Annotated in this window: 22 protein-coding genes and 1 riboswitch; of the genes, 8 read left to right on the top strand and 14 right to left on the bottom strand. The window is 58.6% G+C overall.

The annotated features are described in order from the left end of the window. Positions 1–109 precede the first annotated feature (109 nt). The 3 genes from rpsO (at position 110) to WDZ78_RS13420 (ending at position 3,998) form a co-directional block, all read left to right on the top strand. Positions 110–379 (top strand): 30S ribosomal protein S15, encoded by a 270-nt coding sequence (rpsO, locus tag WDZ78_RS13430; protein WP_003492949.1) that lies wholly within the window; start codon positions 110–112, stop codon positions 377–379. Positions 380–658: 279 nt separating this feature from the next. Continuing rightward, positions 659–2,806, top strand: a complete 2,148-nt coding sequence (gene pnp / locus WDZ78_RS13425) for a polyribonucleotide nucleotidyltransferase (protein WP_020011286.1) — start codon at positions 659–661, stop codon at positions 2,804–2,806. A gap of 175 nt (positions 2,807–2,981) precedes the next feature. Next, positions 2,982–3,998: a class I SAM-dependent methyltransferase gene (locus WDZ78_RS13420; RefSeq protein WP_425673306.1), complete on the top strand. Its 1,017-nt coding sequence runs from the start codon at positions 2,982–2,984 to the stop codon at positions 3,996–3,998. A gap of 17 nt (positions 3,999–4,015) precedes the next feature. Here the strand turns inward: WDZ78_RS13420 and WDZ78_RS13415 are convergent, their stop codons facing one another. After that, complete coding sequence (locus tag WDZ78_RS13415) at positions 4,016–4,960, bottom strand: AEC family transporter (protein WP_269700598.1); 945 nt, start codon at positions 4,958–4,960, stop codon at positions 4,016–4,018. 485 nt (positions 4,961–5,445) lie between these two features. Between WDZ78_RS13415 and WDZ78_RS13410 the strand changes: the two genes are divergently transcribed. Continuing rightward, on the top strand, positions 5,446–6,438 hold the full coding sequence (locus WDZ78_RS13410; RefSeq protein ID WP_020011289.1) for an adenosine kinase: 993 nt from the start codon (positions 5,446–5,448) through the stop codon (positions 6,436–6,438). On the opposite strand, the gene WDZ78_RS13405 is transcribed toward WDZ78_RS13410, so the two are convergent. Further along, on the bottom strand, positions 6,431–6,964 hold the full coding sequence (locus WDZ78_RS13405; RefSeq protein ID WP_425673305.1) for an SH3 domain-containing protein: 534 nt from the start codon (positions 6,962–6,964) through the stop codon (positions 6,431–6,433). The genes WDZ78_RS13410 and WDZ78_RS13405 overlap by 8 nt on opposite strands. A gap of 180 nt (positions 6,965–7,144) precedes the next feature. Between WDZ78_RS13405 and WDZ78_RS13400 the strand changes: the two genes are divergently transcribed. Both WDZ78_RS13400 and WDZ78_RS13395 read left to right on the top strand, forming a co-directional pair. Then, entirely contained in the window at positions 7,145–8,149 is a 1,005-nt protein-coding gene (locus WDZ78_RS13400; protein ID WP_425673304.1) for a 2-hydroxyacid dehydrogenase, read from the top strand. A gap of 45 nt (positions 8,150–8,194) precedes the next feature. After that, complete coding sequence (locus WDZ78_RS13395) at positions 8,195–8,884, top strand: hypothetical protein (RefSeq protein WP_425673303.1); 690 nt, start codon at positions 8,195–8,197, stop codon at positions 8,882–8,884. A gap of 65 nt (positions 8,885–8,949) precedes the next feature. Here the strand turns inward: WDZ78_RS13395 and WDZ78_RS13390 are convergent, their stop codons facing one another. From WDZ78_RS13390 to recF, 3 genes are read right to left on the bottom strand one after another with little or no spacing between them, the layout of a single operon-like run. Further along, entirely contained in the window at positions 8,950–9,426 is a 477-nt protein-coding gene (locus WDZ78_RS13390; protein WP_020011292.1) for a GNAT family N-acetyltransferase, read from the bottom strand. Then, positions 9,423–10,190: a molybdopterin-synthase adenylyltransferase MoeB gene (locus WDZ78_RS13385; protein ID WP_425673302.1), complete on the bottom strand. Its 768-nt coding sequence runs from the start codon at positions 10,188–10,190 to the stop codon at positions 9,423–9,425. Before WDZ78_RS13385 ends, WDZ78_RS13390 begins: the two co-directional genes overlap by 4 nt. A gap of 22 nt (positions 10,191–10,212) precedes the next feature. Further along, positions 10,213–11,340: a DNA replication/repair protein RecF gene (gene recF, locus WDZ78_RS13380; protein WP_020011294.1), complete on the bottom strand. Its 1,128-nt coding sequence runs from the start codon at positions 11,338–11,340 to the stop codon at positions 10,213–10,215. 152 nt (positions 11,341–11,492) lie between these two features. Here recF and WDZ78_RS13375 point away from each other — a divergent pair, with 152 nt between their 5' ends. Further along, positions 11,493–12,596 carry an alpha/beta hydrolase gene (locus WDZ78_RS13375; protein WP_425673301.1) on the top strand — a complete coding sequence of 368 codons (1,104 nt, stop codon included), beginning with the start codon at positions 11,493–11,495 and terminating at the stop codon, positions 12,594–12,596. A gap of 30 nt (positions 12,597–12,626) precedes the next feature. Here WDZ78_RS13375 and nrdF read toward each other — a convergent pair whose 3' ends face one another. The 8 genes from nrdF to WDZ78_RS13335 form a co-directional block, all read right to left on the bottom strand. Then, complete coding sequence (gene nrdF, locus WDZ78_RS13370) at positions 12,627–13,601, bottom strand: class 1b ribonucleoside-diphosphate reductase subunit beta (protein ID WP_425673300.1); 975 nt, start codon at positions 13,599–13,601, stop codon at positions 12,627–12,629. A gap of 16 nt (positions 13,602–13,617) precedes the next feature. After that, complete coding sequence (gene nrdE, locus WDZ78_RS13365; RefSeq protein WP_425673475.1) at positions 13,618–15,780, bottom strand: class 1b ribonucleoside-diphosphate reductase subunit alpha; 2,163 nt, start codon at positions 15,778–15,780, stop codon at positions 13,618–13,620. Between the two features lie 11 nt (positions 15,781–15,791). Next, positions 15,792–16,190, bottom strand: coding sequence for a class Ib ribonucleoside-diphosphate reductase assembly flavoprotein NrdI (gene nrdI / locus WDZ78_RS13360; RefSeq protein ID WP_425673299.1), 399 nt, complete (start codon positions 16,188–16,190; stop codon positions 15,792–15,794). Positions 16,191–16,202: 12 nt separating this feature from the next. After that, positions 16,203–16,424 carry a glutaredoxin-like protein NrdH gene (nrdH, locus tag WDZ78_RS13355; RefSeq protein ID WP_020011298.1) on the bottom strand — a complete coding sequence of 74 codons (222 nt, stop codon included), beginning with the start codon at positions 16,422–16,424 and terminating at the stop codon, positions 16,203–16,205. A gap of 310 nt (positions 16,425–16,734) precedes the next feature. Further along, positions 16,735–16,958: riboswitch (cobalamin riboswitch) on the bottom strand. A 133-nt stretch (positions 16,959–17,091) separates the two neighbouring features. Next, on the bottom strand, positions 17,092–17,721 hold the full coding sequence (locus WDZ78_RS13350) for a nucleoside triphosphate hydrolase (protein WP_020011299.1): 630 nt from the start codon (positions 17,719–17,721) through the stop codon (positions 17,092–17,094). Then, positions 17,718–18,500, bottom strand: a complete 783-nt coding sequence (locus tag WDZ78_RS13345; RefSeq protein WP_003507135.1) for an ATP-binding cassette domain-containing protein — start codon at positions 18,498–18,500, stop codon at positions 17,718–17,720. The genes WDZ78_RS13350 and WDZ78_RS13345 overlap by 4 nt, the downstream gene beginning before the upstream one ends. Further along, positions 18,500–19,582, bottom strand: coding sequence for an ABC transporter permease (locus tag WDZ78_RS13340; protein WP_020011300.1), 1,083 nt, complete (start codon positions 19,580–19,582; stop codon positions 18,500–18,502). The genes WDZ78_RS13345 and WDZ78_RS13340 overlap by 1 nt, the downstream gene beginning before the upstream one ends. 228 nt (positions 19,583–19,810) lie before the next feature. After that, positions 19,811–20,833, bottom strand: a complete 1,023-nt coding sequence (locus tag WDZ78_RS13335) for a sugar ABC transporter substrate-binding protein (protein ID WP_003507133.1) — start codon at positions 20,831–20,833, stop codon at positions 19,811–19,813. Positions 20,834–21,096: 263 nt separating this feature from the next. Here WDZ78_RS13335 and WDZ78_RS13330 point away from each other — a divergent pair, with 263 nt between their 5' ends. Beyond that, a complete protein-coding gene (locus WDZ78_RS13330; protein WP_112356109.1) occupies positions 21,097–22,329 on the top strand; it encodes an ROK family transcriptional regulator in 1,233 nt (410 codons plus the stop codon). 58 nt (positions 22,330–22,387) lie between these two features. Here WDZ78_RS13330 and recQ read toward each other — a convergent pair whose 3' ends face one another. Beyond that, complete coding sequence (gene recQ / locus WDZ78_RS13325) at positions 22,388–24,196, bottom strand: DNA helicase RecQ (protein ID WP_425673298.1); 1,809 nt, start codon at positions 24,194–24,196, stop codon at positions 22,388–22,390. Between the last annotated feature and the right edge of the window lie 221 nt (positions 24,197–24,417).

Below are 24,417 nucleotides of genomic sequence, written 5' to 3'. Positions count from 1 at the left end.
TTATAGGCAGCGCCAGCTTGGGCTTTGCCTTTGCTGCCGAATGGCCTGAGCTGGACGACATCCCGGCTCAAGGCGTCCCATTTTTCCTTAAAATAGAAAGGATCGTCCGATGTCGATTACTGCAGAGCGCAAAGCCGCCCTCATCAAGGAATATGCAACGAAGGAAGGCGACACCGGTTCTCCGGAAGTTCAGGTCGCTATCCTGACCGAGCGGATCAACAACCTCACCGGTCACTTCAAGGACCACAAGAAGGACAACCATTCCCGTCGTGGCCTTCTGACGCTGGTTTCGAGCCGTCGTTCGCTTCTCGACTATCTGAAGAAGAAGGACGAAGCCCGTTACAGCAAGCTGATCGGTGCTCTCGGCATTCGCCGCTAATAACTTCTCCGGCGGGTTTCGCAACGATGCCCGCCGGTTTTTATATCCGGCCTTTCAAAGGCTATATGAATTTCCGGGCGTTTGCCGCAGATGTGGCCCCCGGACGATAAGGTAGCCCCGGATGGGCCGGTGTCGCCTTTTCAACCGCAGACCTGTCATGGGGCAGGATTGCCGGATGCTTGCTTGTCGAAAGCCTCCCGCTGTCTTGCCCGTGATTGAGTCACCGCGCTGCCACCGCCGGCACGATGCCGGAACGTCAGCCACAACCAAGGACAAGATATGTTCAATCAACACTCCGTGGAAATCGAATGGGCAGGCCGCCCGCTGAAGCTCGAGACCGGCAAGGTTGCCCGTCAGGCTGACGGCGCCGTCATCGCAACCTACGGCGAGACGATGGTTCTCGCGACAGTGGTTTCCGCAAAGTCCCCGAAGCCCGGCCAGGACTTCTTCCCGCTGACCGTCAACTACCAGGAAAAGACCTACGCGGCCGGCAAGATCCCCGGCGGTTACTTCAAGCGCGAAGGCCGTCCGAGCGAAAACGAAACTCTCGTTTCCCGCCTGATCGACCGTCCGATCCGCCCGCTCTTCCCGGAAGGCTACAAGAACGACACGCAGGTTGTCGTCACGGTTATCCAGCACGATCTGGAAAACAACCCGGACGTTCTGTCGATGGTTGCGGCTTCCGCAGCGCTTACGCTCTCTGGCGTTCCCTTCATGGGCCCGGTTGGCGGCGCGCGCGTTGGCTACATCAACGGTGAATATGTCCTTAACCCGCATCTGGACGAAATGGACGAGTCTGTTCTCGACCTCGTCGTTGCCGGTACGCAGGACGCCGTTTTGATGGTTGAGTCCGAGGCCAAGGAACTCAACGAAGAAATCATGCTCGGCGCCGTCATGTTCGGTCATCGCGGCTTCCAGCCGGTCATCGACGCGATCATCAAGCTCGCCGAAGTTGCCGCCAAGGAACCCCGCGAATTCGAACCGGAAGACTTCTCCGCGCTCGAAAACGAAATGCTGGCCCTCGCCGAAGCCGAACTGCGCGACGCCTACAAGATCACCGAAAAGGCTGCCCGTTACGCCGCCGTCGACGCCGTGAAGGCGAAGGTCAAGGCGCACTTCCTGCCGGAAGAAGGCGAAGCCAAGTATACGCCGGAAGAAATCGGCGCTGTCTTCAAGCACCTTCAGGCCAAGATCGTTCGCTGGAACGTTCTCGACACCAAGAGCCGTATCGACGGCCGCGACCTGTCGACCGTTCGTCCGATCATCTCGGAAGTCGGCCTGCTGCCGCGCACCCACGGTTCGGCGCTGTTCACACGCGGTGAAACCCAGGCGATCGTTGTTGCGACGCTCGGCACCGGCGAAGACGAACAGTATGTCGACAGCCTCACCGGCATGTACAAGGAACGCTTCCTGCTGCACTACAACTTCCCGCCCTACTCGGTCGGTGAAACAGGTCGCATGGGCTCCCCGGGCCGTCGCGAAATCGGTCACGGCAAGCTCGCATGGCGCGCGATCCGTCCGATGCTGCCGACCGCGGAACAGTTCCCCTACACACTGCGCGTCGTTTCCGAAATCACTGAATCCAACGGCTCTTCGTCGATGGCAACGGTCTGCGGCACCTCCCTCGCACTGATGGACGCCGGCGTTCCGCTGGCAAAGCCAGTTGCCGGTATCGCCATGGGCCTGATCCTTGAAGGCGAGCGCTTTGCGGTTCTCTCCGATATCCTCGGCGACGAAGACCACCTCGGCGACATGGACTTCAAGGTTGCGGGTACTGCCGACGGCATCACCTCGCTGCAGATGGATATCAAGATCGCCGGTATCACCGAAGAGATTATGAAGATCGCTCTGGAGCAGGCACAGGGTGGCCGCAAGCACATCCTCGGCGAAATGGCCAACGCCATCACCGAAAGCCGTGGCCAGCTCGGCGAATTCGCACCGCGCATCGAAGTGATGAACATTCCGGTCGACAAGATCCGTGAAGTCATCGGCTCCGGCGGCAAGGTTATTCGCGAAATCGTCGAAAAGACCGGCGCGAAGATCAACATCGAAGACGACGGCACCGTCAAGATCGCCTCTTCTTCCGGCAAGGAAATCGAAGCGGCCCGCAAGTGGATCCACTCGATCGTTGCAGAACCGGAAGTCGGCCAGATCTACGAAGGCACGGTCGTGAAGACCGCTGACTTCGGCGCTTTCGTCAACTTCTTCGGCGCGCGTGACGGCCTCGTCCACATCTCGCAGCTCGCTTCCGAGCGTGTCGCCAAGACCTCCGACGTCGTCAAGGAAGGCGACAAGGTCTGGGTCAAGCTGATGGGCTTCGACGAGCGTGGCAAGGTTCGCCTGTCCATGAAGGTTGTCGACCAGGCCACCGGCCAGGAAATCGCTGCCGACAAGAAGAAGGAAGACGGCGAAGCCGCTGCCGAATAAGGCCGCGCCGCCAGACCCTATCGAGGCGCGGGTTTTGCCCGCGCCTTTTTTCTATCCCGCTTAGATCCTTTGGCTTTCCTTCTCACCGCCAGAGAGATCTAACTCTTTGATTTAACGCATTGTCCAGATGTAAAAGCAGTCCCGCTTTTCCTGGAAATGCCCTAAGGACGCTCCCATGAGCCGCGACGCTGTTAAAACCCTTTTCCACCCCTTTGCCGCAGAAATGCTCGATATGCCGAAAGAGGGCGAACGCGTTCTGTTTCTGGGAGCGGAGGCTGGCCCGCGGCTGGATGGTTTTGACGCGGAGATCATTGCCGTTCAGCATCTTCGGCCACTTTACCGGGCTCTGCAGGCGCAGGGCGCGCAGGTCACCCCGGACATTTCGGGCGAGGATTACGATGCGGCGCTGTTGCTGTGCGGTAAACATCGTGGCGAGAACGAAAACCGCGTCGCGGATGCACTGTCGCGCGTGAAAGCCGGCGGCCTGATCGTCGCGGCGGGATCAAAGGAAGACGGCATCGTGACGCTGCGCAAGACGCTGGCAAAGCTTGGCATCGAGGCCGACTCGACGCCGAAATACCATGGTGTCGCGCTTTGGTTCAAACGTCCGGACGATGTTTCCTCGGCTCTCTCGAAGCTTGCCCAGAAGCCCGTGACGGTTGAAGGCCGCTTCACCGCCCTGCCCGGCATGTTCTCACATGACCGCGTCGATGACGGCTCGGAGCTTCTCGCATCGCGCCTGCCGACCGATTTTGACGGCAACGCCGCTGATTTTGGCGCGGGCTGGGGTTACCTCTCGGTAATGCTGGCGGAAAAATCGCCGCGCACGGCCCGCATCGACCTGTTTGAGGCGGACTGGAATGCGCTTGAATTTGCGAAGACCAATCTTCTTGAAAACAATCCGCGACTGACGGCACGTTTCTTCTGGCAGGATCTGGCGAACGAACCGCCGAAGGAAAAATACGATCTCATCATCATGAACCCGCCTTTCCACGCGGCGGGACAGGCGGCAGAGCCCGCTCTCGGTCAGGCTTTCATCAAGACGGCAGCCGGCGCGCTTCGCAGCGGCGGCAAGCTGCTGATGGTTGCCAATCGCGGCATGCCCTATGAGCCGGTACTGGCAGCGGAGTTCCGCACCAGCGCCGAGGTGTGCCGTAATGCCCGCTTCAAGATCCTCAGCGCCCAGAAATAATCAATTCAGCAGGGCGGTCAGCTCAGCAGCCATGCCCACAGCGACACGGAAAGAACGCCGGTCGCCGTGGAAATGCTGATGGTGGAGGCCGCGACGCTGTGGCCGATGCCAAAGCGATTGGCGATCAGCCAGGCGTTCACCCCCGTCGGCACCGACGAGGTGAGCACAAGGGCCGCCGTCCATTCTCGGCTAAGGCCGAGAGCGTGGCCCATAGCCCACACGCAGGCGGGCAAGAGCAGCAGTTTGAACACCGTCATGGTAACAGCTATGCCAAGATTGCCGCGAATGGTGTATTTCGTCAGCGCCATGCCGAGCGAGATGAGCGCTGCTGGCCCTGCCATTGAAGCAATCTGATCGACCACGGTTTTGAGGATGGGTGTGAGCGTCACACCGGAAACATTGGTTGAAAGGCCAATCACCAGGCCAATCACCAGCGGATTGGTAACGAGGTTGCGACCGACCTGTTTGAAGACCGCAGCCATGCTTCGCTTTTCACCCCCGACGGCCTTGTGCGTGGCGTTCTCCATCAGGATCGTGCCGGCAATCATCATGACCGGCAGGTGGATGGCCAGCAGAATGGAAAGCGCCACCAGCCCCTCATCACCAACGGACCGGCCGACGAGCGGCAGGCCGATGAAGATATTGTTGGCAAAGGCCGAGGAAATCCCGGCAATGACAGCGATACGCACATCCTGCTTGAAGACGTAACGGGTGACGATATGTCCGATTGTCCAGGTCACGGCCACGCCGGCGAAATAGGTAATCCAGAGCCGGAAGGGCGACGCACCGTGGAAGTTCGCTTCCGCAAGCGTGCGAAAGATCAGTGTCGGCACGGCGATCTTGAACACGAAATCGCTGAGAATCTCGCCAGCATCGGCACGGAACAGACCGGCCTTGACTGTAAGCCAGCCGATCAGGATGAGAATGAAAATCGGAGCGACGTTAGCGGCAACGGCAGACATGGAGGGAAAGCTTTCGCGGCTTTGCGGGAGATACTCCGCTTTAGAGCGTTTTCCGCCGGAATGGAATCGCGAAAACGCTGAGCGTCTTTGTTTTCGCCCGATTGCGGATCGCATGCCGTGGGAGCCAGACCGGTCAAGCGCCATCACCGGGAATGGTCTTCGCTGCCCCATAACCCTGCATTCCGCGGCGTCAGCGCAAAGAAAAAGCGGGGTTTCCCCCGCCTTTTATGTCCGTTATACGCCGCCAGTACATCCGTGGCGGAGATAACGGTTGAGCCAGAAGACCATCATGTCTTCCATTCCGGTACGCATTCACACACCTTTTGCTCTGGAAGGAGCAATAGCTTAACCACATTACAGGCAGATGACGCGTTTCTTCCCCTCCAGGGGAGAACCGCATATTTTCCCTTTGGGCTTTTCTTGCCGCGAGAAATGTTTAAGACCTTTCGAAAAACACGCACACCCGTGCGAAACGGATAGGGCCTATGACGAAATTCGACGTACTGACTGTCGGCAATGCCATCGTCGACATTATCTCCCGCTGCGATGATCGCTTCCTCAACGACAATGCCATTACCAAAGGTGCGATGAACCTCATCGACGCGGAACGCGCCGAGTTGCTTTATTCGCTGATGGGGCCGGCTCTCGAAGCCTCCGGCGGCAGCGCTGGCAATACGGCGGCAGGCGTGGCGAATTTCGGCGGCAGGGCCGCCTATTTCGGCAAGGTGGCGGAAGACCAGCTCGGCGAAATCTTCCAGCACGATATCCGCGCCCAGGGCGTTTATTTCGAAACGAAACCGGAAGGCACCTTTCCGCCGACCGCCCGCTCAATGATCTTCGTGACCGAAGACGGCGAGCGCTCGATGAACACCTATCTCGGCGCCTGTGTCGATCTCGGCCCGGAAGATGTGGAAGATGATGTGGTGGCGCAGACCAAGGTCACCTACTTCGAGGGTTACCTGTGGGACCCGCCGCGCGCCAAGGACGCCATCCGTGAATGCGCCCGCATTGCCCATGAAAACGGCCGCGAAGTCTCCATGACGCTTTCCGACAGCTTCTGCGTCGGCCGCTATCGCGAAGAGTTTCTCGACCTGATGCGCTCCGGCACGGTGGACATCGTTTTCGCCAACAAGCAGGAAGCGCTGTCGCTCTACGAAACCGATGATTTCGAGGCGGCACTGACCAAAATCGCAGCCGACTGCAAGATCGCGGCGGTGACGATGAGTGAAGAAGGCGCCGTCATCCTGCGCGGCACGGAGCGTGTGAAGGTAGAAGCCTATCCGGTGCATGACGTGGTCGACACGACGGGTGCCGGCGATCTTTTCGCCGCCGGTTTCCTGTTCGGTTATACGCAGGACCGGTCGCTCGAAGATTGCGGCAAGCTCGGCTGCCTTGCGGCTGCCGCCGTCATTCAGCAGGTCGGCCCGCGCCCCATGTCATCGTTGAAGGCGCTTGGCGAAAAGCACGGCCTTATTTAAAGGCTTCGCCCGGGTAAGCGCCCCAGATTTCGCCCTGCGAAACCCAGCCCGAGGCCTGACCGGCCTCGGCGCGGCACCAGTCGCCATTGCATTCGCCAATCCTGAAGACGACGCCCGGCTCAAGCCGTGCAACAACGGAAGCGCCCGACTGCGCTTCGCGGCGCATGTTCACATAGACTTCCTTGCCCTTGCCACGCATCCACGGAGCCGCAACGGCCGTGCGCTCACCGGAGAGTAGCGCCTGGTTGACCCAGCCTTCCGTACCGTCGGCATCGCGGATGCGCCGCCAGTTTTCATATTCCTGGATTATTTCGACCGGCATTCCCGATTTCAAATACATCCATGACACGGCATAATCCGTACTCGGGCCGATGCGCATATTGACGCGCTTTGATTTCAGGCTGACAAAACGCGGCAGCGGCAGACCGCTTGCGCCTTTTGCAGCACCCTGCGCCATGGCTTCGCCGGCCGCACCGAGGAGGCCCAGAGACAATGCAATGCAAACGATAGAAACCACACTGCGCATGCCCATTTCCGTTTCCCGCCTTCTGCAAACCGGATGATATTTAAGGAGGCTCGTTTCCACATGCCTCAAGCTTCAGCGAGTTTTGTTTGTCTTCGCCGGTGGGTCTGGTAGAAACGCCCTGATTGAAAGAAATTATCGCTCTTTCTGGTTAATGACTTCTGAACAAGGCAGCGGCAAACGATGACCCACAAGAAGAGACCGACAGTCTATATCACCCGCAAATTGCCTGACGTCGTTGAAACCAGAATGCGCGAACTCTTTGATGCCGAGCTGAATATCGACGATACGCCGCGCAGCGAAGCGGAGCTTGTCGCCGCCATGCAGCGGGTGGACGTGCTCGTGCCGACCGTCACCGACCGCATCACCGCCGCGATGATCGAGCAGGCGGGGCCGCAGCTGAAACTGATCGCCAGCTTTTCCAACGGTATCGACCATGTGGATGTGGATGCTGCGGCCCGCAGGGGCATTACCGTCACCAACACGCCCAATGTGCTGACCGAAGACAGCGCCGATATCACCATGGCGCTGGTACTGGCCGTGCCGCGGCGCATGATCGAAGGCACACGCGTGCTCGCCAATGGCGCGGACGAATGGCTCGGCTGGTCACCGACATGGATGCTGGGGCGGCGTATTTCCGGCAAGCGCATCGGCATTGTCGGCATGGGACGCATCGGAACGGCGGTTGCACGCCGCGCCAAGGCCTTCGGCCTTTCCATCCATTATCACAACCGCAAGCGCGTCAATCCGGCCACAGAGGCGGAGCTGGAGGCGACCTATTGGGACAGCCTCGACCAGATGCTGGCGCGGGTGGACATCGTCTCCGTCAATTGCCCTTCGACGCCTGCAACTTATCACCTGATTTCGGCGCGGCGGCTCGCGCTGATGCAGCCTACCAGCTACATCGTCAATACCGCGCGCGGGGATATCATCGACGAGGCAGCAATGATCCACTGCCTGCGCGAAGGCAAGATCGCCGGCGCCGGTCTCGATGTCTATGAGAACGAGCCTGCGGTGAACCCCAAGCTCATCAAGCTCGCCAAGGAAGGCAAGGTCGTGCTGCTTCCGCATATGGGTTCTGCGACCATCGAAGGCCGTATCGAGATGGGCGACAAGGTCATCATCAACATCCGCACGCTGTTCGACGGCCACCGTCCGCCGAACCGGGTGCTGCCGGGGCGGAACTGAGCTGGTTCAGGTCGCCGTCATTCGATCATTGGGAGGGAAAGTTCAATGGGTATCCAGGCGAAGTTCTTAACATCGATCTTCATCCTGCTCATGCTGGTCGGCGGTTCGGCCCGAGCCGCTTCGCCCTCCCCTGAAGAGACTGCGGAACTCTATTATCGCGCCTGGCTGAATTTTGATCGCGCCAGCATGTCTCTTTTGAACAAGGAATGGGGATCTTCGGGTAACAGCCCGCGCTACACCGATATGGAACTGGTTGCAGACCCGGTCGCCTGGCAGCGCAGAAACAGGGGCATGCATTCACCCAAGGGGACAACGAACGAACAAGCGGAGCAATTCGCAAAGCTATGGGTGGCGAGCACGGAGCGGGTGCGTTGCAAGGCGGAGCCCGCACGTATCGGTGCAAAAACGCCCACGGGTGTTGTTGTGGCGCAAATCAAGATGAACTGCTCTCTGCCGGATGTCGCGACTGCCTTCCAGCGGCTGAAGGCTGGTGCAAATGCGGACGAGATCGGCGACAGAACGCGCATGCCGTCCTTAAGGCTGATGAAGCAGATGGTGGAAGCGACAAAGGCGGCTCCCCTCACCCACAAGGTCAGCACGGAAATCCAGCTCTTCAGGGGGCCGGAGAAAGCTGTTTGGCGGGTCGGATCGGCAGAAATCCAATCACAGACCGGCATTGACCGCGTCTCCTCCGTTTTTCTCTCCCAGATGGTGCAATCCGGCCTTTTACAGTAGGCTCTGCGATCGTACGAGGAAGATGAACTCCGGACTTTACGCAGCCGGGTCGGGTGAAGGCGATTTCAGCCGATGGCCTTGGTCATCTCGATCGAAGTCGTGCGATCGTAACCGGCATGGGCGTTTTCGGCGGTCTTGACGAAACCCCAGGCGGCAAATCTGGCGTGATTGCCGATCAGCTCGATGCGGGTTTCCAGCCGCAGCGCCGGCAGCGCCAATTCGCGCGCCAACGCTTCGGACCTCTGCAGCAGCATCTTGCCTATGCCCTTCCCCTGCGCCTGGGGTGAGACGCACAGCTTGCCGACGTAAAGGCAGGCGGGTGGCTCCGGCCGGCAGAACAGACAACCCAACAGTTCGCCTTCGTCCACCGCAACGAAAGCAATTTCCGCCCTCGCCTTTTCGGAGAGATTATCCAGCGTCAGGCGATGGGCCGAGGACGGTGGATCGATGACGCCGTCCATATAGGCAAAGGACGACATGATGAGCGTCAGCAATTCCTGCCAGCGATCGAAGTCCTCTCCGATCCCGATAATCTCGGTCATGATTTCCCTCCCGTTGGCCGTCGCCTGTATCGCACGGTTTCGAAACGGGCCGACAGGGCATCATAAAGGAGCAGGCGGCCAATCAGTGGTTCACCGGCACCGGTGATCACCTTAATCGCCTCCATGGCCATAAGCGTGCCGATAACGCCCGTCAGCGCACCGACAATGCCTGTTTCCGCGCAATTGGGAATAAGCCCCTGCGGCGGCGGCTCCGGAAACAGGTCGCGATAGCCCGGCAGCAGAATGCCCTCGGCATTTGTCTCGTAGGGTTTCAAGACCGTCACCGAGCCGTCAAAACGGCCGACAGCACCCGTTACCAGCGGTCTCCTGGCAGCCTCCGCGGCATCGGCCGCGGTATAACGCGTGTCGAAATTGTCCGAGCCGTCGATAAGGAGATCGAAGGATTGCAGATGGTCATGCGCCCACACCTGCGAAAAGCGTTCCTCATAAACGAGGGTACGGACATGCGGGTTGAGGCGGGCGATGGCCTTGCGGGCGCTTTCCGTTTTCAGCTCCCCAATCGTGCCGGTATCGTGGATCACCTGTCGCTGGAGATTGGAGAGGGAAACCACATCATCATCGATCATGCCGAGCGTGCCGACGCCGGCGGCGGCAAGATAATGAAGCACGGGCGCACCAAGACCGCCCGCTCCGATCACCAGTACGCGCGCCGCCTTCAGCCGCTGCTGTCCGGCTCCGCCGATTTCCGGCAGCAGGATATGACGCTTGTAGCGTTCGATTTCTTCCGGGCTCAGCGGATCCATGTCGCACTCCATCTCTTTGCCGTCATGCCGTGATGCTCCCGTGGGATACGTTGAAGAACTGCGCCCTCTCACCAAGAGCCGAGAACATGGCCGCATCCGTTCCCGTCATGAAGCTCTGGCCGCCAAGCGCGTGAATGAGATCGAACAGGGCAGCCCGCCTGCCCTCATCCAGATGGGCGGCGATCTCGTCCAGCAGCAGAACCGGCGCATGGCCGGTCATATTGGCGGTGAGCTGCGCATGGGCAAGCACCAGCCCCACCAGCAACGCCTTCTGTTCCCCGGTTGAACAGCGTTCGGCCTCCATGTCCTTTTCGGCATGGCGTACGAAGAGATCAACACGGTGCGGCCCATCCAGCGTACGGCCGGCAGCGGCGTCGCGATACCGGCCATCGCGCAACATAAGCCTATATTCATCCTCCAGATCGACGGCGGGGCGATTGAGCCCATCATCCATGAAACCGGAGAGCGAGAGCGCTGCCGACGGGAAAGCGGCGTTGCCCGCCCGTCCTTCGATCAGGCTCTTCAGAAGACCGAGCATCTCGTAACGGGCAACGGCCATGGATATGCCGAGTTCGGCCATCTGCTTTTCGATACCGTCCAGCCAGACCGGATCAAAGCGGCCTTCCGAAAGCAGGCGGTTGCGGCCGCGCATGGCCTTTTCAAAATCGCCTGCCCGCCGTCCATGGGCAGGGTCGAGCGACAGCACGAGCCGGTCGAGGAAACGCCGGCGATCCGATGATGAGCCGGTAAAAAGGCCATCCATGGCGGGCGTCAGCCACAGAACCCGCAGATGATCGGTCAATTCGTCGACGGATTTGACGGGCGTGCCATTCAGTCTCAGACGACGCGACACCACCTCGCCATCACCTTCGATCCCTGTACCGATGGCGACTTCGCCATCCATGCCTTGGACATCGGCAAAAATCGAGAAACCGGCGGCCTCCTCCCCTACCCGTGTTACGTCGGATAAAGTGGCCCGGCGCAGGCCTCTTCCGGGTGAGAGAAAGGAGACAGCCTCAAGCAGATTGGTTTTGCCGGAACCATTGTCGCCCGTCAGCACCACATGGCGGTCATCGAGCGTGAGCGCAGCCGCCGCGTAATTGCGGAAGTCCGTGAGTTTCAGTCGTAAAAGCGACACCTTGTTCGTCATCTTTACGGCCTAAAACGAACATGTCCGGATAGCAAGGTGGGGAATGCCTCTCCACATCGAAGACCACCGCAGCAGCACAATTCATTCTCCAGTAGCAACTTTATTAACGGCCGGTTATTTATGAGCCGGACCTCATCACCGGTAGCCCATTCATGCGCCTGATTTTTTCGCTCCTTCTCACCCTCGGCGTTCTTTCATCCTGCGCTGGCAGACCGGGGGCGGATGTGCTGCAGGCCGTGGACACCAGGGCCAAAGGCACCAAAATCGTAACCGCCTATGTGGCGAGTACACGCGAGAGAAACAAGGACGCAAAAAAGGGCTTCGGCACGGAACGGGCGGCCGAGCCGAATTATGCGCGCTTCGATATTTCCATCCCACCTACCCATAAAAGTGGAAAAATCGAGTGGTCCAGCGGCAAGCCGGACCCGAAGAAGGACTTCGTTGTTACCAAGGCCGACATGTTGACGAAGCCGGCCTTCAACGCCGACCTTGGAGATATTGCCCGCTCTGGCAAGCAGATCGCACTTTTTGTGCATGGCTATAATTACAGCTATCAGGAAGCCCTTTTCCGCGCGGCGCAAATGGCTGCCGATGCCAATATGAATGGCGTGCCATTGGTCTTTTCCTGGCCTTCGCAGGCCAATGTCACCGGCTACGTGGCTGACAAGGAATCGGCGACCTATTCGCGCGATGCGCTGGCCGCGTTGTTGACCGACCTCACCCGGCAGACACCACGAAAAAGCGTCGTCGTGTTCGGTCACAGCATGGGCGGCTGGCTGGTGATGGAAGCGTTGCGGCAATTGCGCTTCGAAGGCAGGAACGATGTCATCGCCAAGCTGCAGGTGGTGCTGGCTGCGCCGGATATCGACGCCGATGTCTTCCGCAAGCAGATCGAGGTCGTCGGCCGGCTCAATCCGCCACTCACCGTGCTGGTGTCCAAGGACGACCGGGCCTTAAAAGCATCCTCCATACTGGGCGCTGATGTCACCCGCATCGGTGCGCTTGACGTCACCGATCCGCAGGTTCAGGAAGCGGCCCTGAAAGAGGGCGTGCAATTCGTCGATATCTCCAATCTGGAGGCGTCGGACCCACTCAATCACGACCGTTATGCCGCGCTGGCCTCCATGGTTCCGCAGCTGGAGGCAAGCAGGCGCGGCGGTGATATCAATAGTGCAGGAGCCTTCGTTTTCGATGCGATCGGCGCAACGGTCTCCAGCCCCTTCCGCCTTGCGAGCCAGGTGGTGAACCCGCAATAGGCTTTGCGGGTTCCTGCTGACATCAGGGTTTCAGAAATCCCAGTCTTCATCTTCGGTCGCAACCGCCTTGCCTATGACATAGGACGAGCCGGAGCCGGAAAAGAAGTCGTGGTTCTCATCGGCATTGGGAGAGAGCGCCGATAGGATCGCCGGATTGACCCGGCAGGCCTCGGCGGGAAACAGCGCCTCGTAACCCAGATTCATCAACGCCTTGTTGGCGTTGTAATGCAGGAACTGCTTGACGTCCTCCGTCAGGCCGACGCCGTCATAGAGGTCTTCGGCGTATTTCGCCTCATTGTCGTAAAGCTCGAGCAGAAGATCGAATGCGAAATCCTTGATCTCCTGTTTTTCGCTCTCGCCCAGACGCTCCAGCGCCCGCTGGAACTTGTAGCCGATATAATAGCCGTGCACCGCCTCGTCACGGATGATGAGACGGATCAGATCCGCAGTGTTGGTGAGCTTCGCGCGGCTTGACCAGAACATCGGCAGGTAAAAGCCGGAATAGAACAGGAAGCTCTCCAGAAACACGCTGGCGACCTTCATTTTCAAAGGATTGCCGCTGTCATATTCGCGCATGATAAGTGCGGATTTGCGCTGCAGGAACTCGTTCTCCTCCGACCAGCGATAGGCATCGTCGACGTCAGGCGTGGAGCAAAGCGTCGAGAAGATCGAAGAGTAAGAGCGGGCGTGCACGGCCTCCATGAAGGAGATGTTGGACAACACCGCCTCCTCATGCGGCGTTGCCGAATCCGCCATAAGGCGCACGGCGCCGACGCCGTTCTGGATGGTGTCGAGCAATGTCAGCCCGGTGAAGACCCGGATCGTCAGTTTCTGTTCTTCCGCCTTCAGCGTTCCCCAGGAGGGGATGTCATTGGAGAGCGGCACCTTTTCCGGCAGCCAGAAATTCGAGGTCAGGCGGTTCCAGACTTCGAGATCCTTGTCGTCCTCGATACGGTTCCAGTTTACCGCGCGAATGCGGGACACGGGTTTTACGGCGATGTTCATTGTCTTGTCCCTCAATTCAGAGCGTGCAGGAAACGCAGCCCTGAACCTGCGTGCCTTCCAGCGCCATCTGGCGCAAACGGATGTAATAGATCGTCTTGATGCCCTTCTTCCAGGCGTAGATCTGCGCCCGGTTGATATCGCGCGTCGTCGCCGTATCGCGGAAGAACAACGTTAGCGAGAGGCCCTGGTCGACATGCTGGGTGGCCGCCGCATAGGTATCGATGATCTTTTCCGGGCCAATTTCGTAGGCATCCTGATAATATTCGAGATTATCGTTCGAAAGATAGGAAGCCGGGTAATAAACGCGGCCGATCTTGCCCTCTTTGCGGATTTCGATCTTCGAGACGATCGGATGGATCGAGGATGTCGAGTGGTTGATATAGGAGATCGAGCCTGTCGGCGGCACGGCCTGAAGGTTCTGGTTATAGAGGCCGGATGCCATGACATCCTGCTTCAGCGCCTTCCAGTCCTCCCGCGTCGGAATGGAAATGCCGGCCTTTTCGAACAGCTCCTTCACCTTTTCGGTCGCGGGCAGCCATTCCTGCTCGGTATATTTGTCGAAATAGTCGCCTGAGGCATATTTGGAGTTTTCAAAACCCTTGAAGCTTTGGCCCCTTTCCACGGCAAGGCGGTTGCTGGCGCGGATGGCGTGATAGGTCACCGTGTAGAAATAGATATTGGTGAAATCAACGCCCTCTTCGGAACCGTAGAAGATGCGTTCGCGCGCCAGATAGCCGTGCAGGTTCATCTGGCCGAGCCCGATGGCGTGGCTGGCGTCATTACCCTTTTCCACCGAGGGAACGGAGGAAATGTGGCTCATGTCAGACACTGCCGTCAGCGCCCGGATGGAGGTTTCGATCGTCTTGCCGAAATCGGCCGAATCCATCGCGGCGGCGATATTGAGCGAACCGAGATTGCAGGAAATATCCTTGCCCATATGGCTATAGGAAAGATCGGCATTGAACTCGCTCGCTTCGCTGACCTGCAGGATTTCCGAGCAGAGATTGCTCATGCTGATACGGCCGGCGATAGGATTGGCGCGGTTCACCGTGTCCTCGAACATGATGTAGGGATAACCGCTCTCGAACTGGATTTCGGCAATGACCTGGAAGAACTCACGCGCCTTGATCTTCTTCTTGCGAATGCGGCCGTCGGCGACCATTTCCTGATATTTTTCACTGACCGAAATCTCGGTTAACGGCACGCCATAGACCCGCTCCACATCATAGGGCGAGAACAGGTACATATCCTCGTTGTTGCGGGCGAGTTCGAAGGTGATGTCGGGGATCACCACACCGAGCGACAGGGTCTTGATGCGAATTTTTTCGTCGGCGTTTTCGCGCTTCGTATCAAGGAAACGCATGATATCCGGGTGGTGGGCATGCAGATAGACCGCGCCGGCACCCTGACGCGCGCCAAGCTGGTTGGCATAGGAAAAACTGTCTTCCAGCAGCTTCATGACAGGAATGACGCCGGAAGACTGGTTTTCGATCTGCTTGATCGGCGCTCCGAATTCGCGAATATTGGTCAGGGACAGCGCCACGCCGCCGCCGCGTTTGGAAAGCTGCAGGGCCGAATTGATGGAGCGGCCAATGCTCTCCATATTGTCTTCCACACGCAGCAGAAAACACGAGACCAGTTCACCGCGGCTCTTCTTGCCGGCATTGAGGAATGTCGGGGTTGCCGGCTGGAAGCGGCCTGAAATGATCTCATCGACCAGATTGCGGGCAAGCTGCTCGTCACCGCGGGCCAGAGCCAGCGCCACCATGCAGACGCGGTCCTCGTAACGCTCCAGATAGCGTTTTCCATCGAAAGTCTTCAGCGTATAGGAGGTGTAATATTTGAAAGCGCCGAGAAAGGTCGGGAAGCGGAACTTCCGGGCATAGGCCTCGTCATAGAGGTCACGCACGAAATTGAAGGAATACTGGTCCAGCACCTCCTGCTCGTAATATCCCTCTGTCACCAGATAATCGAGCTTTTCCCTGAGGTTATGGAAAAACACCGTGTTTTGGTTGACGTGCTGGAGGAAATATTGCCGGGCGGCCAGCCGATCCTTGTCGAGCTGGATCTTCCCGTTCTCGTCGTAAAGGTTCAGCATCGCGTTCAGCGCGTGGTAGTCGAGAGCCGCATCGAGCGGTTTCTGGGATGCGGCTGCCGGCTGTTTGGCGTCCTTGCGCATGGCGCTCGAGGTCAGCGTGTCCAAAATCGTTCCAATCCATGTTTGACGTTGGCGACATCTTCGGCCGTGCCGAGAAGCTCGAAGCGATAGAGAAACGGCACCGCGCATTTGTGCGAGACGATATCTCCGGCGGATGCGAAAGCTGCGCCAAAATTCGTGTTTCCCGCCGCGATGACGCCGCGAATGAGATTTCGGTTGGAGGGCTCGTTCAAAAACCGGATAACCGGCTTCGGCACGGCCCCTTTGGTGCCGCCGCCCCCGTAGGTGGGGGTGACCAGCACATAGGGTTCCGACACATGGGGAACATCTTCCTCAGCGCCGATCGGCAGGCGAAACAAACGCCGCCCCAGTTTCAGAAGGAAACGATGGGTATTTTCAGAGCGGCTCGAATAATAGACGATCAGGCCCATCGCCTTACCGCCTCAGCTGATCGCGCCGATCATGTCCGGCCGGAAACCCGCCCAATGGCGTTCACCGGCGACGACAACGGGAACCTGCATGTAACCGAGGCCACGAACGTGATCGAGCGCATCCGCATCTTCGGAGATATCGATGATCTCATAGGGGACACCGATGCGGTCGAGCGCACGATAGGTGGCGGTGCACTGGACGCAGGCGGGCTTGCTGTAAACGGTGACGGTCATAATTTCCTCTCTCGAAGCCGATTTCGGACACGGCTCAACATTGCCGATTGCAATCGCAATCGGGTGGCGGTGGATCTGTCATTCAGGTGAGGCGCGTAGCCCAGGCAACTCTTCGCATTTTCGGATGGAAACCGGGGACCGGTTTTCCCAAAATGTTGCAAGCCGCACAAAATCACTCTCTACGCCGACGAGCGCAGCAACTTAAAGAAATGCACTGGCATGACTTCACCCCGAAGCTTGTTCTGGAGGGGGCAGAAAAGGGCGCACGCAAATCATTTGCGTCAACACCTTCCTCCGGACACCCCGCCCGTGGACGTTTGCGCTCAAGGCAGGTCTCCTGACTTGCGGGTCACAACATCTATTCCGGCCTTCCCGGAGCTTTTGGCTCCAGTGACCCAAATCGGAACGATGCTCGCCGCTTACAGTTGCGGGGGCAGTTTCGGCCTTGTTCCGCCATGATGGCGTTACGCACCGAATTCCCGTCTTAGCTCCCAACCCTTGCGAATCGGAAGAACCTTGAACACCACATATAGTATATGAGGAAATTTTCGCGTCAATGAATAGACACACAAAAGCCCCGCCCTGTGGATCAAAAAGATTCAACACATGGTCAACAAAGGCTTAACGGCAAACGCGCTTTGCCGGTAAAGAACTGGAAAGCGTTAATCTATTCCCAGATATCGATATGAATATCGGCTGGACGCGCGTTTTCGATCACCCTTTTTCCGTTGGGAAGATCGTTTTCGAAAAGCTTGGCATGGATCTCGGCCGCATCGAGACCATAACCCTGCCATCTGTTCCGCAGCCTCTCTTCCAGCACGGCGAAGGACGGACCCACGAAGATGGTGAGGTCAAAGCTCTCGGAAAGGCTTGTCCAGGGCGCTTCGTTCAGCAGCAGATAATTGCCTTCGGCAAGGACAAAGCGCGTTTCCGGCGCAATCGCCCGGGCGGACGCAATGGCAATTTCCCGGGAGCGGTCGAAAACCGGAACAAGCACCTCCTGCCCGCCCTTGCGGACGGCGGAGACGATATCCAGGAAGCCGCGCACATCGAAAGTTTCAGGTGCGCCTTTTCGCGGCAGCAATCCCCGTTCCTCAAGAATGCCGTTATCCATATGGAAGCCATCCATGGGCAGGACGGCGGCCGTTTCGCCTCGCGCCCGCAAGGCCTCAAAAAGAGCATCCGCAAGCGTGGATTTGCCGGCCCCAGGGGGACCGGCAATCGCTATGATGAAACGGGATTGACCCTCTGCCCGCCGAAGAACGTCTTCGACGATCGTCTCAAGCTTCAGCGTCATGCGGCAAGCGTTTCCTTCGGCGCTTCCTTGGCGCCGGTCATGAAGGCGACGGCATCCGACATGGAATAGTCCTTCGGATTGATGACGCACAGGCGCTTGCCGAGCCGGTGGATATGGATGCGATCCGCAACCTCGAAAACATGCGGCATGTTATGCGAGATCAGGACAATCGGCAGACCGCGGGAGCGCACATCCAGAATAAGCTCGAGAACGCGACGGCTTTCCTTGACGCCGAGTGCCGCCGTCGGTTCGTCGAGGATGACGACCTTGGAGCCAAAGGCTGCCGCACGCGCCACCGCCACGCCCTGGCGCTGACCGCCGGAGAGGGTTTCCACCGCCTGATTGATGTTCTGGATCGTCATCAAGCCGAGTTCCGACAGTTTTTCGCGGGCGAATTTTTCCATGGCCGGGCGGTCGAGCGCCCGGAACAGGCTGCCCTGAATGCCGGGCTTGCGGATTTCACGGCCGAGAAACATATTGTCAGCTATGGACAATGCCGGAGACAGCGCAAGGTTCTGATAGACGGTTTCGATGCCCGCCTTGCGCGCCTCGATCGGCGAGCGGAACTGCACCGGCTTGCCTTCCAGCCTGATCTCGCCTTCATCGGGTGTCACCGCACCGGAAATCGCCTTGATGAGAGAGGATTTGCCGGCGCCGTTATCACCGATGACGGCAAGGATTTCGCCCGGATAAAGATCGAAATCGGCATTGTCGAGTGCAGTCACACGACCGTAGCGTTTGACGAGATTGCGTGCTGTGAGAATGGGTTCTTTTGCCATCAGCCTGCTACCTTTCTGATCCACTGGTCGATTGCGACAGCCAAGATGATGAGGACGCCGATCAACAGATAGGTCCATTGCGGGTCTGTGCCGATAAGCCGGAGACCGAGTGAAAAGACGCCGACGATCAGCGCACCGAAAATCATGCCCATGATGGAGCCGCGTCCGCCGAACAATGACAGGCCGCCGATAACCACCGCGGTGATGGATTCGATATTGGCGAACTGGCCGGCGGTCGGCGAAACCGAGCCGATACGGCCAATGAGGGCCCAGCCGGCAAAGGCGCAGATGAGGCCGGACAGGGTATAAACGGTGGTCAGCATACGCTTGACGTTGACGCCGGCGAGTTCTGCGGCATCCGGATCGTCACCCACGGCATAAAGATGGCGGCCCCAGGCGGTGCGGTTCAGCACATACCAGAGCAGGGCAACGAGCAGAACCATGGCAATGACGCCATAGGTGAAGACCGCGTTGCCGAAACGGATATTGGCACCGAAGAACTGCAGGATCGGCGCCTGCTGGGCAATGTCCTGGGCGCGGATCGTCTCATTCGCGGAATAGAGGAAGTTGGTCGCAAGCACAATCTGCCACATGCCAAGCGTGACGATGAAAGGCGGCAGGCGCATGCGCGAAACCAGCACGCCGTTGATGAAGCCACAAAATGCGCCGACGGCGAGACCACAGAGAATGGAAAGCTCTGCCGGAAGACCGTAACGGAAGGTAAACTGCCCCATGACGACGGAGGACAGAACCATGATCGCGCCGACCGAAAGGTCGATGCCCGCCGTCAGGATGACAAGCGATTGCGCGGCGCCAACGATGCCGACGATCGCAACCTGCTGCAGGATGAGGGTCAGCGAGAAGGCGGAGAAAAACTTGCCGCCTAGGAGCAGGCCGAAAATAATCAGCGACAGCACCAGGACGATAAGCGGTACGGCCGCCGGGCTGGAATGGAGAAAATGCTGGAATTTTTCCAGCACACTCTTGTCGTGCGTATCGAAAGCGGCGACCTGCGTCGAACTTCCCGAAAGCACCTTTTCAAATTCATTATGCGGCTGAGCCCGCACCGGCTGATCGCTCATTGGATTTTCCTCCCGATCGCTCTATCGCATCAGCCCTGACACCTGGGTCTATCTCCAAAGAGAATGATGCGTAGATTTCAAAGTGTTGTGAAGCGGGCTGTGTCATCCCCGCAGGGGCGCGCAACGCGCTCGTTTATTCCTTTGTCCGATCCCCCGGATCGTGCCTGATATTCATTCTGGTCCAAGGGCGGGGGCACGAATGCCCCCGCGGGTTTCAACGTTGAGGCATCATCCCCAGCACTTGTTGAGACCTTCCTTCGTATCGATCGAGTCGAGGCCCTTGACCGGCTTGTCGGTTACCAGCGTCACGCCGGTATCGACGAAGTTCTTGCCTTCGGTCGGCTTCGGCTTTTCGCCCGTATCGGCAAACTTCTTGACGGCTTCGACGCCGAGCGCCGCCATCAGCAGCGGATATTGCTGCGAGGTCGCGCCGATCACGCCTTCCGCCACGTTCTTGACGCCCGGGCAACCACCGTCGACGGATACGATCAGAACATCCTTTTCGCGGCCGACCGCCTTCAGCGCCTCATAAGCGCCGGCAGCTGCGGGCTCGTTGATGGTGTGGACGACGTTGATGGTGGGGTCCTTCTGCAGCAGATTTTCCATCGCTGCACGGCCGCCTTCTTCGTTACCATTGGTGACATCGTGACCGACGATACGCGGATCGCTCTCGTCGCCGATCTTGTTGATGTCCTTCACGTCGATGCCAAAGCCCTTCATGAAGCCCTGGTTGCGCAGCACATCAACCGTCGGCTGGGAGGGGGTGAGGTTGAGGAAGGCGATTTTCGCATCCTTGGCCTTGTCGCCGAGGCTGCCGGCGGCCCATTTGCCGATCAGTTCACCAGCGAGAAGATTGTCGGTGGCGAAGGTGGAATCGGCGGCATCAACGGGTTCGAGCGGTGTATCGAGGGCGATGACCAGAAGACCGGCATCACGCGCCTTCTGCACGGCCGGAACGATACCCTTGGTGTCCGATGCGGTGATCAGGATACCCTTGGCGCCATCGGCAATGCAGGTCTCGATGGCGGCGACCTGGCTTTCGGAATCGCCGTCGATCTTGCCGGCATAGGATTTCAGCGTCACGCCGAGCTCTTTGGCCTTGGCGGTCGCGCCTTCTTTCATCTTGACGAAAAAGGGATTGGTATCGGTTTTGGTGATGAGGCAAACCGAAGTATCGGCTGCAGACGCAACGGACGCGAAAGAAACGCCAAGCGCAAGCGCGCCCAGAAGAGCGGAAACAGTGGTCTTCATGAGATCCTCCCAATGGATATTTGAGCACCGTGACGGTTACCCGACGATCCCGTCTCCTCCGAGAACAATGATCGTTGACCCAGATGGAACCACCAAAGGAAACGGCTGTCAATAAATAAATCCGATTGAATTATTAATTCTCTATGGCATTCTAATAGGCGGCAGGGAGGAATATCGCCGCGTCGTTTAACGTTGCGATAGCAAGATTGCCATAAAGCCTGCTGTATCGGTCGCGACGGATATTGCGGGCGGGAGGATGACATATGAGACAATCTGTCGAGACGGCGCCGCCGGCGCCGCCCACCACCATGGATATAAGCAGCGGCGCCAACCAGATCGGGGTGCGCGCCTATAATGAGCGGCTCGTGCTGTCCCTCGTTCGCCGCCACGGCGGACTGTCAAAAGCCGAAATATCAAGACTTTGCGGACTTTCGGCACAGACCGTCTCCGTCATCATGCGGTCGCTAGAGAAGGACGGACTTCTCATTCGTGGTGAAAGACTGCGCGGCAAAGTCGGCCAGCCTTCGACGCCGATGCGGCTTAATCCTGACGCCGTCTTTTCTTTTGGTGTGAAGATCGGCCGGCGCAGCGTCGATCTCGTGCTGATGGATTTTGTCGGCCGGATCAGGCTCAAGCTGCGCAGAACCTATCCCTATCCCATGCCGGAATGGATATTGCCATTTGTAATCGACGGCATAACGGAGCTTGAATCGAAGCTTTCGCCGGCCGAGCGAGAGAAAATTGCCGGCGTCGGCATCGCCGCGCCATTCGAATTGTGGAACTGGGCGCAGGAAGTGGGCGCTCCGCAGATTGAAATGGAGCGATGGCGGGGCGTGGATATCCGGTCGGAAATTGCCGAAAGCGTCAGCTATCCCGTTTTTCTACAAAACGACGCGACCAGTGCTTGTGGCGCTGAACTGGTTTTCGGTACAGGCCAGCATTATCCGGATTTCCTCTACGTCTTCATCGGTTCCTTTATCGGCGGCGGCGTCGTTCTGAATTCGGCGCTGTTTTCCGGAAAGACGGGAACGGCCGGCGCGATCGGCCCGCTGCCGGTGCAAGGGCAGGACGGCAACACCGTCCAGCTTCTGAAAATCGCGTCGATCTTCGTTCTGGAAAACATGCTGCGGGACAGGGGCATCGATCCGCGTCCCCTCTGGTTTTCTCCAGACGAGTGGATCGATTTCGGCGAACCACTGGAAAGCTGGATCCGAAAAACTGCCGCAGCGCTGGCGCAGGCCGTCATTGCCGCCGCCTCCATCATCGATTTTTCGAGCGTCATCATCGACGGCGGTTTTCCCGATTGGGTCAGAACAAGGATCGTCGCCGCCACCCGCCTTGCCCTTAAACACCACGATCTGCAGGGTGTGACGCTGCCTGATATCATCGAAGGTGCCGTGGGTAGCCAGGCGCGGGCAATCGGCGGCGCGAGCCTGCCGCTGTTTTCGCGCTACCTCATCGATCAGAACGTTCTGTTCAAGGACACGACCGGCTGAGCCTTTGCCGGGGGCCATCGATTTTTGCTTACCCGGCTCTTCATTCGGTTTCTCGTGGTCACTCGCCAGCGGCGTGCTGCATGATCGCCGCCAGAAAGGCAGGCCCGTAGCGCTCCAGCTTGGTGTCTCCGACGCCGGGAATCCCAGCCATTTCCTTCGCCGAGACCGGTTTTGCCGTGGCAAGTTCTATCAGGGTCTTATCGTGGAAAATCACGTAAGGCGGAACGTTCTGCGCACGGGCAATTTCCATGCGCTTCGCACGCAGTGCCTCAAAAAGACTGCGATCGGATTCAGGCAAAATCGCCGATACCACGTTGCGGGGCGTCTGTTGTCGGGCGGAACGCGGAGCAGATGGTATCCTCAGCATCAACGCAGGTTTTTCGCGCAGGAAACGCCGTCCGTCCTCGGAAATGGACAGTCCACCATGCCCGGACAGATCCACTTCAATCATGCGTAACGCAACCAGTTGACGCAGAATGGCGCGCCAGGTGCGATTGTCATGTTCCTTACCTATACCGTATGTCGTGATGCGATCATGTCCGAAGCGGGAAATCCGCTCATCCTCGACACCCAGCAACACGCGGATGACATAAGCCTGGCCAAAACGTTCACCCGTGCGATAAATGCAGGACAGAAGCTTCTGTGCGGCTATGGCCCCGTCAAACAGGTCGGGCGGCTCGGCGCAGGTATCGCAATTGCCGCAGGGCTCACACCGGTCGCCGAAATAGGACAGCAGAACCTGCCTGCGGCAGCTCGCGGTTTCCGCAAGGCCGAGCAGCGCGTCAAGCTTCTGGCGCTCCATATATTTGCGCTGGTCCGCGGCATCCGACTCTTCGATAAAGCGGTTGCGCAGGGCGATGTCTTCGTAACCGTAGAGCATGAGTACGTCCGATGGCAGACCATCGCGGCCGGCTCGGCCCGTTTCCTGATAATAGGCCTCGATGCTGCCGGGCAGATCAATATGAACCACGAAGCGCACATCGGGCTTGTCTATACCCATGCCAAAAGCGACGGTCGCGACAATGATGACCGCCTCGCCGTGCTGGAATCGGGTCTGGTTCTCCTCGCGGGCAGCCTTGTCCATCCCAGCGTGATAGGGCAGTGCATCGCGCCCCTCCTCCCGCAGCCACGCGGCCGTTTCGTCCACCTTCCGTTTTGAAAGGCAATAGACGATCCCGCTTTCACTGTCGCGGTCCTTCAAAAAGCGCTTCAGCTGCGCGCGTGGATTATCCTTTTCCATGATCGCATAGCGGATATTGGGCCTATCGAAGCCTGCGATGAAGGCGTCATCCTCTTCGATTCCCAGGTGACCGAGAATTTCGGTGCGCGTAGGCCCATCGGCCGTTGCTGTCAGCGCCATGCGTGGCGTGTCGGGAAAACGCTCGATCAGCGTATCAAGCTGGCGGTAGGGTGGCCGGAAATCATGCCCCCATTGAGACAGGCAATGGGCTTCGTCGATAGCGATCAACGACAGGGCAATGGGCTGAAGAGCGTCCAGGACATCCGGTTTGAGAAGGGTTTCCGGTGCGGCATAAAGAATATCCACTTTGCCTGCCCGCATATCTCGCCAAAGCGCACGCCGCTCTTCCGGAGAAAGATCGGAATTGAGAGCCTCGGCCCGCACGCCTGCCTGACGCAGGGCAGCGACCTGATCCACCATCAGCGCGATGAGCGGCGAGACGATCAGCCCCATGCCGTCGCGCGCAAGCGCTGGAATCTGGTAACAAAGCGACTTGCCACCACCTGTCGGCATCAGAACGAAAGCATTATTGCCCGCCACTACATGCCGGATGATTTCGGCCTGCCGCCCGCGAAACGCATCGTAGCCATAGACGGTCTTGAGTATATGCAAGGGATCAGCGGTCACGGCAGCTTTTATCCGAACAGGAATGACGGGGCATCATCACCGTTTTGGGGTCTATGGCAATCCCGAAGATGGAATTGGTCATGGAAGTGAGTGGCGGGATTGGTTTGATGACCCGCAATCCTGTTTTGTACCTGACAGGTATGCGGTTCCGATTTTATGTTTGCGACGCAAAAAGGGCTCCGCGTTGTCACGGAGCCCTTTATATATTGTGTGATTAGATT

Origin of the sequence: Agrobacterium sp. M50-1 (genome assembly GCF_049843495.1) — a bacterium.
Taxonomy (GTDB): Bacteria; Pseudomonadota; Alphaproteobacteria; order Rhizobiales; family Rhizobiaceae; genus Agrobacterium; species Agrobacterium radiobacter.
This window is presented reverse-complemented; position numbering and strand designations above follow the sequence as displayed.

Bases quoted from the DNA above. Each gene is read 5' to 3' on its own strand.
- WDZ78_RS13335 (WP_003507133.1), bottom strand. From the start codon at position 20,833: ATGAAGACCACTGTTTCCGCTCTTCTGGGCGCGCTTGCGCTTGGCGTT.
- WDZ78_RS13405 (WP_425673305.1), bottom strand. From the start codon at position 6,964: ATGCGCAGTGTGGTTTCTATCGTTTGCATTGCATTGTCTCTGGGCCTC.
- WDZ78_RS13395 (WP_425673303.1), top strand. From the start codon at position 8,195: ATGGGTATCCAGGCGAAGTTCTTAACATCGATCTTCATCCTGCTCATG.
- pnp (WP_020011286.1), top strand. From the start codon at position 659: ATGTTCAATCAACACTCCGTGGAAATCGAATGGGCAGGCCGCCCGCTG.
- WDZ78_RS13385 (WP_425673302.1), bottom strand. From the start codon at position 10,190: ATGGATCCGCTGAGCCCGGAAGAAATCGAACGCTACAAGCGTCATATC.
- WDZ78_RS13345 (WP_003507135.1), bottom strand. From the start codon at position 18,500: ATGGCAAAAGAACCCATTCTCACAGCACGCAATCTCGTCAAACGCTAC.
- WDZ78_RS13410 (WP_020011289.1), top strand. From the start codon at position 5,446: ATGACGAAATTCGACGTACTGACTGTCGGCAATGCCATCGTCGACATT.
- WDZ78_RS13420 (WP_425673306.1), top strand. From the start codon at position 2,982: ATGAGCCGCGACGCTGTTAAAACCCTTTTCCACCCCTTTGCCGCAGAA.
- WDZ78_RS13340 (WP_020011300.1), bottom strand. From the start codon at position 19,582: ATGAGCGATCAGCCGGTGCGGGCTCAGCCGCATAATGAATTTGAAAAG.
- WDZ78_RS13375 (WP_425673301.1), top strand. From the start codon at position 11,493: ATGCGCCTGATTTTTTCGCTCCTTCTCACCCTCGGCGTTCTTTCATCC.
- recF (WP_020011294.1), bottom strand. From the start codon at position 11,340: ATGACGAACAAGGTGTCGCTTTTACGACTGAAACTCACGGACTTCCGC.
- nrdI (WP_425673299.1), bottom strand. From the start codon at position 16,190: ATGGGCCTGATCGTCTATTATTCGAGCCGCTCTGAAAATACCCATCGT.
- WDZ78_RS13400 (WP_425673304.1), top strand. From the start codon at position 7,145: ATGACCCACAAGAAGAGACCGACAGTCTATATCACCCGCAAATTGCCT.
- WDZ78_RS13330 (WP_112356109.1), top strand. From the start codon at position 21,097: ATGAGACAATCTGTCGAGACGGCGCCGCCGGCGCCGCCCACCACCATG.
- nrdH (WP_020011298.1), bottom strand. From the start codon at position 16,424: ATGACCGTCACCGTTTACAGCAAGCCCGCCTGCGTCCAGTGCACCGCC.
- nrdF (WP_425673300.1), bottom strand. From the start codon at position 13,601: ATGAACATCGCCGTAAAACCCGTGTCCCGCATTCGCGCGGTAAACTGG.
- WDZ78_RS13390 (WP_020011292.1), bottom strand. From the start codon at position 9,426: ATGACCGAGATTATCGGGATCGGAGAGGACTTCGATCGCTGGCAGGAA.
- rpsO (WP_003492949.1), top strand. From the start codon at position 110: ATGTCGATTACTGCAGAGCGCAAAGCCGCCCTCATCAAGGAATATGCA.
- WDZ78_RS13350 (WP_020011299.1), bottom strand. From the start codon at position 17,721: ATGACGCTGAAGCTTGAGACGATCGTCGAAGACGTTCTTCGGCGGGCA.
- nrdE (WP_425673475.1), bottom strand. From the start codon at position 15,780: ATGCGCAAGGACGCCAAACAGCCGGCAGCCGCATCCCAGAAACCGCTC.
- WDZ78_RS13415 (WP_269700598.1), bottom strand. From the start codon at position 4,960: ATGTCTGCCGTTGCCGCTAACGTCGCTCCGATTTTCATTCTCATCCTG.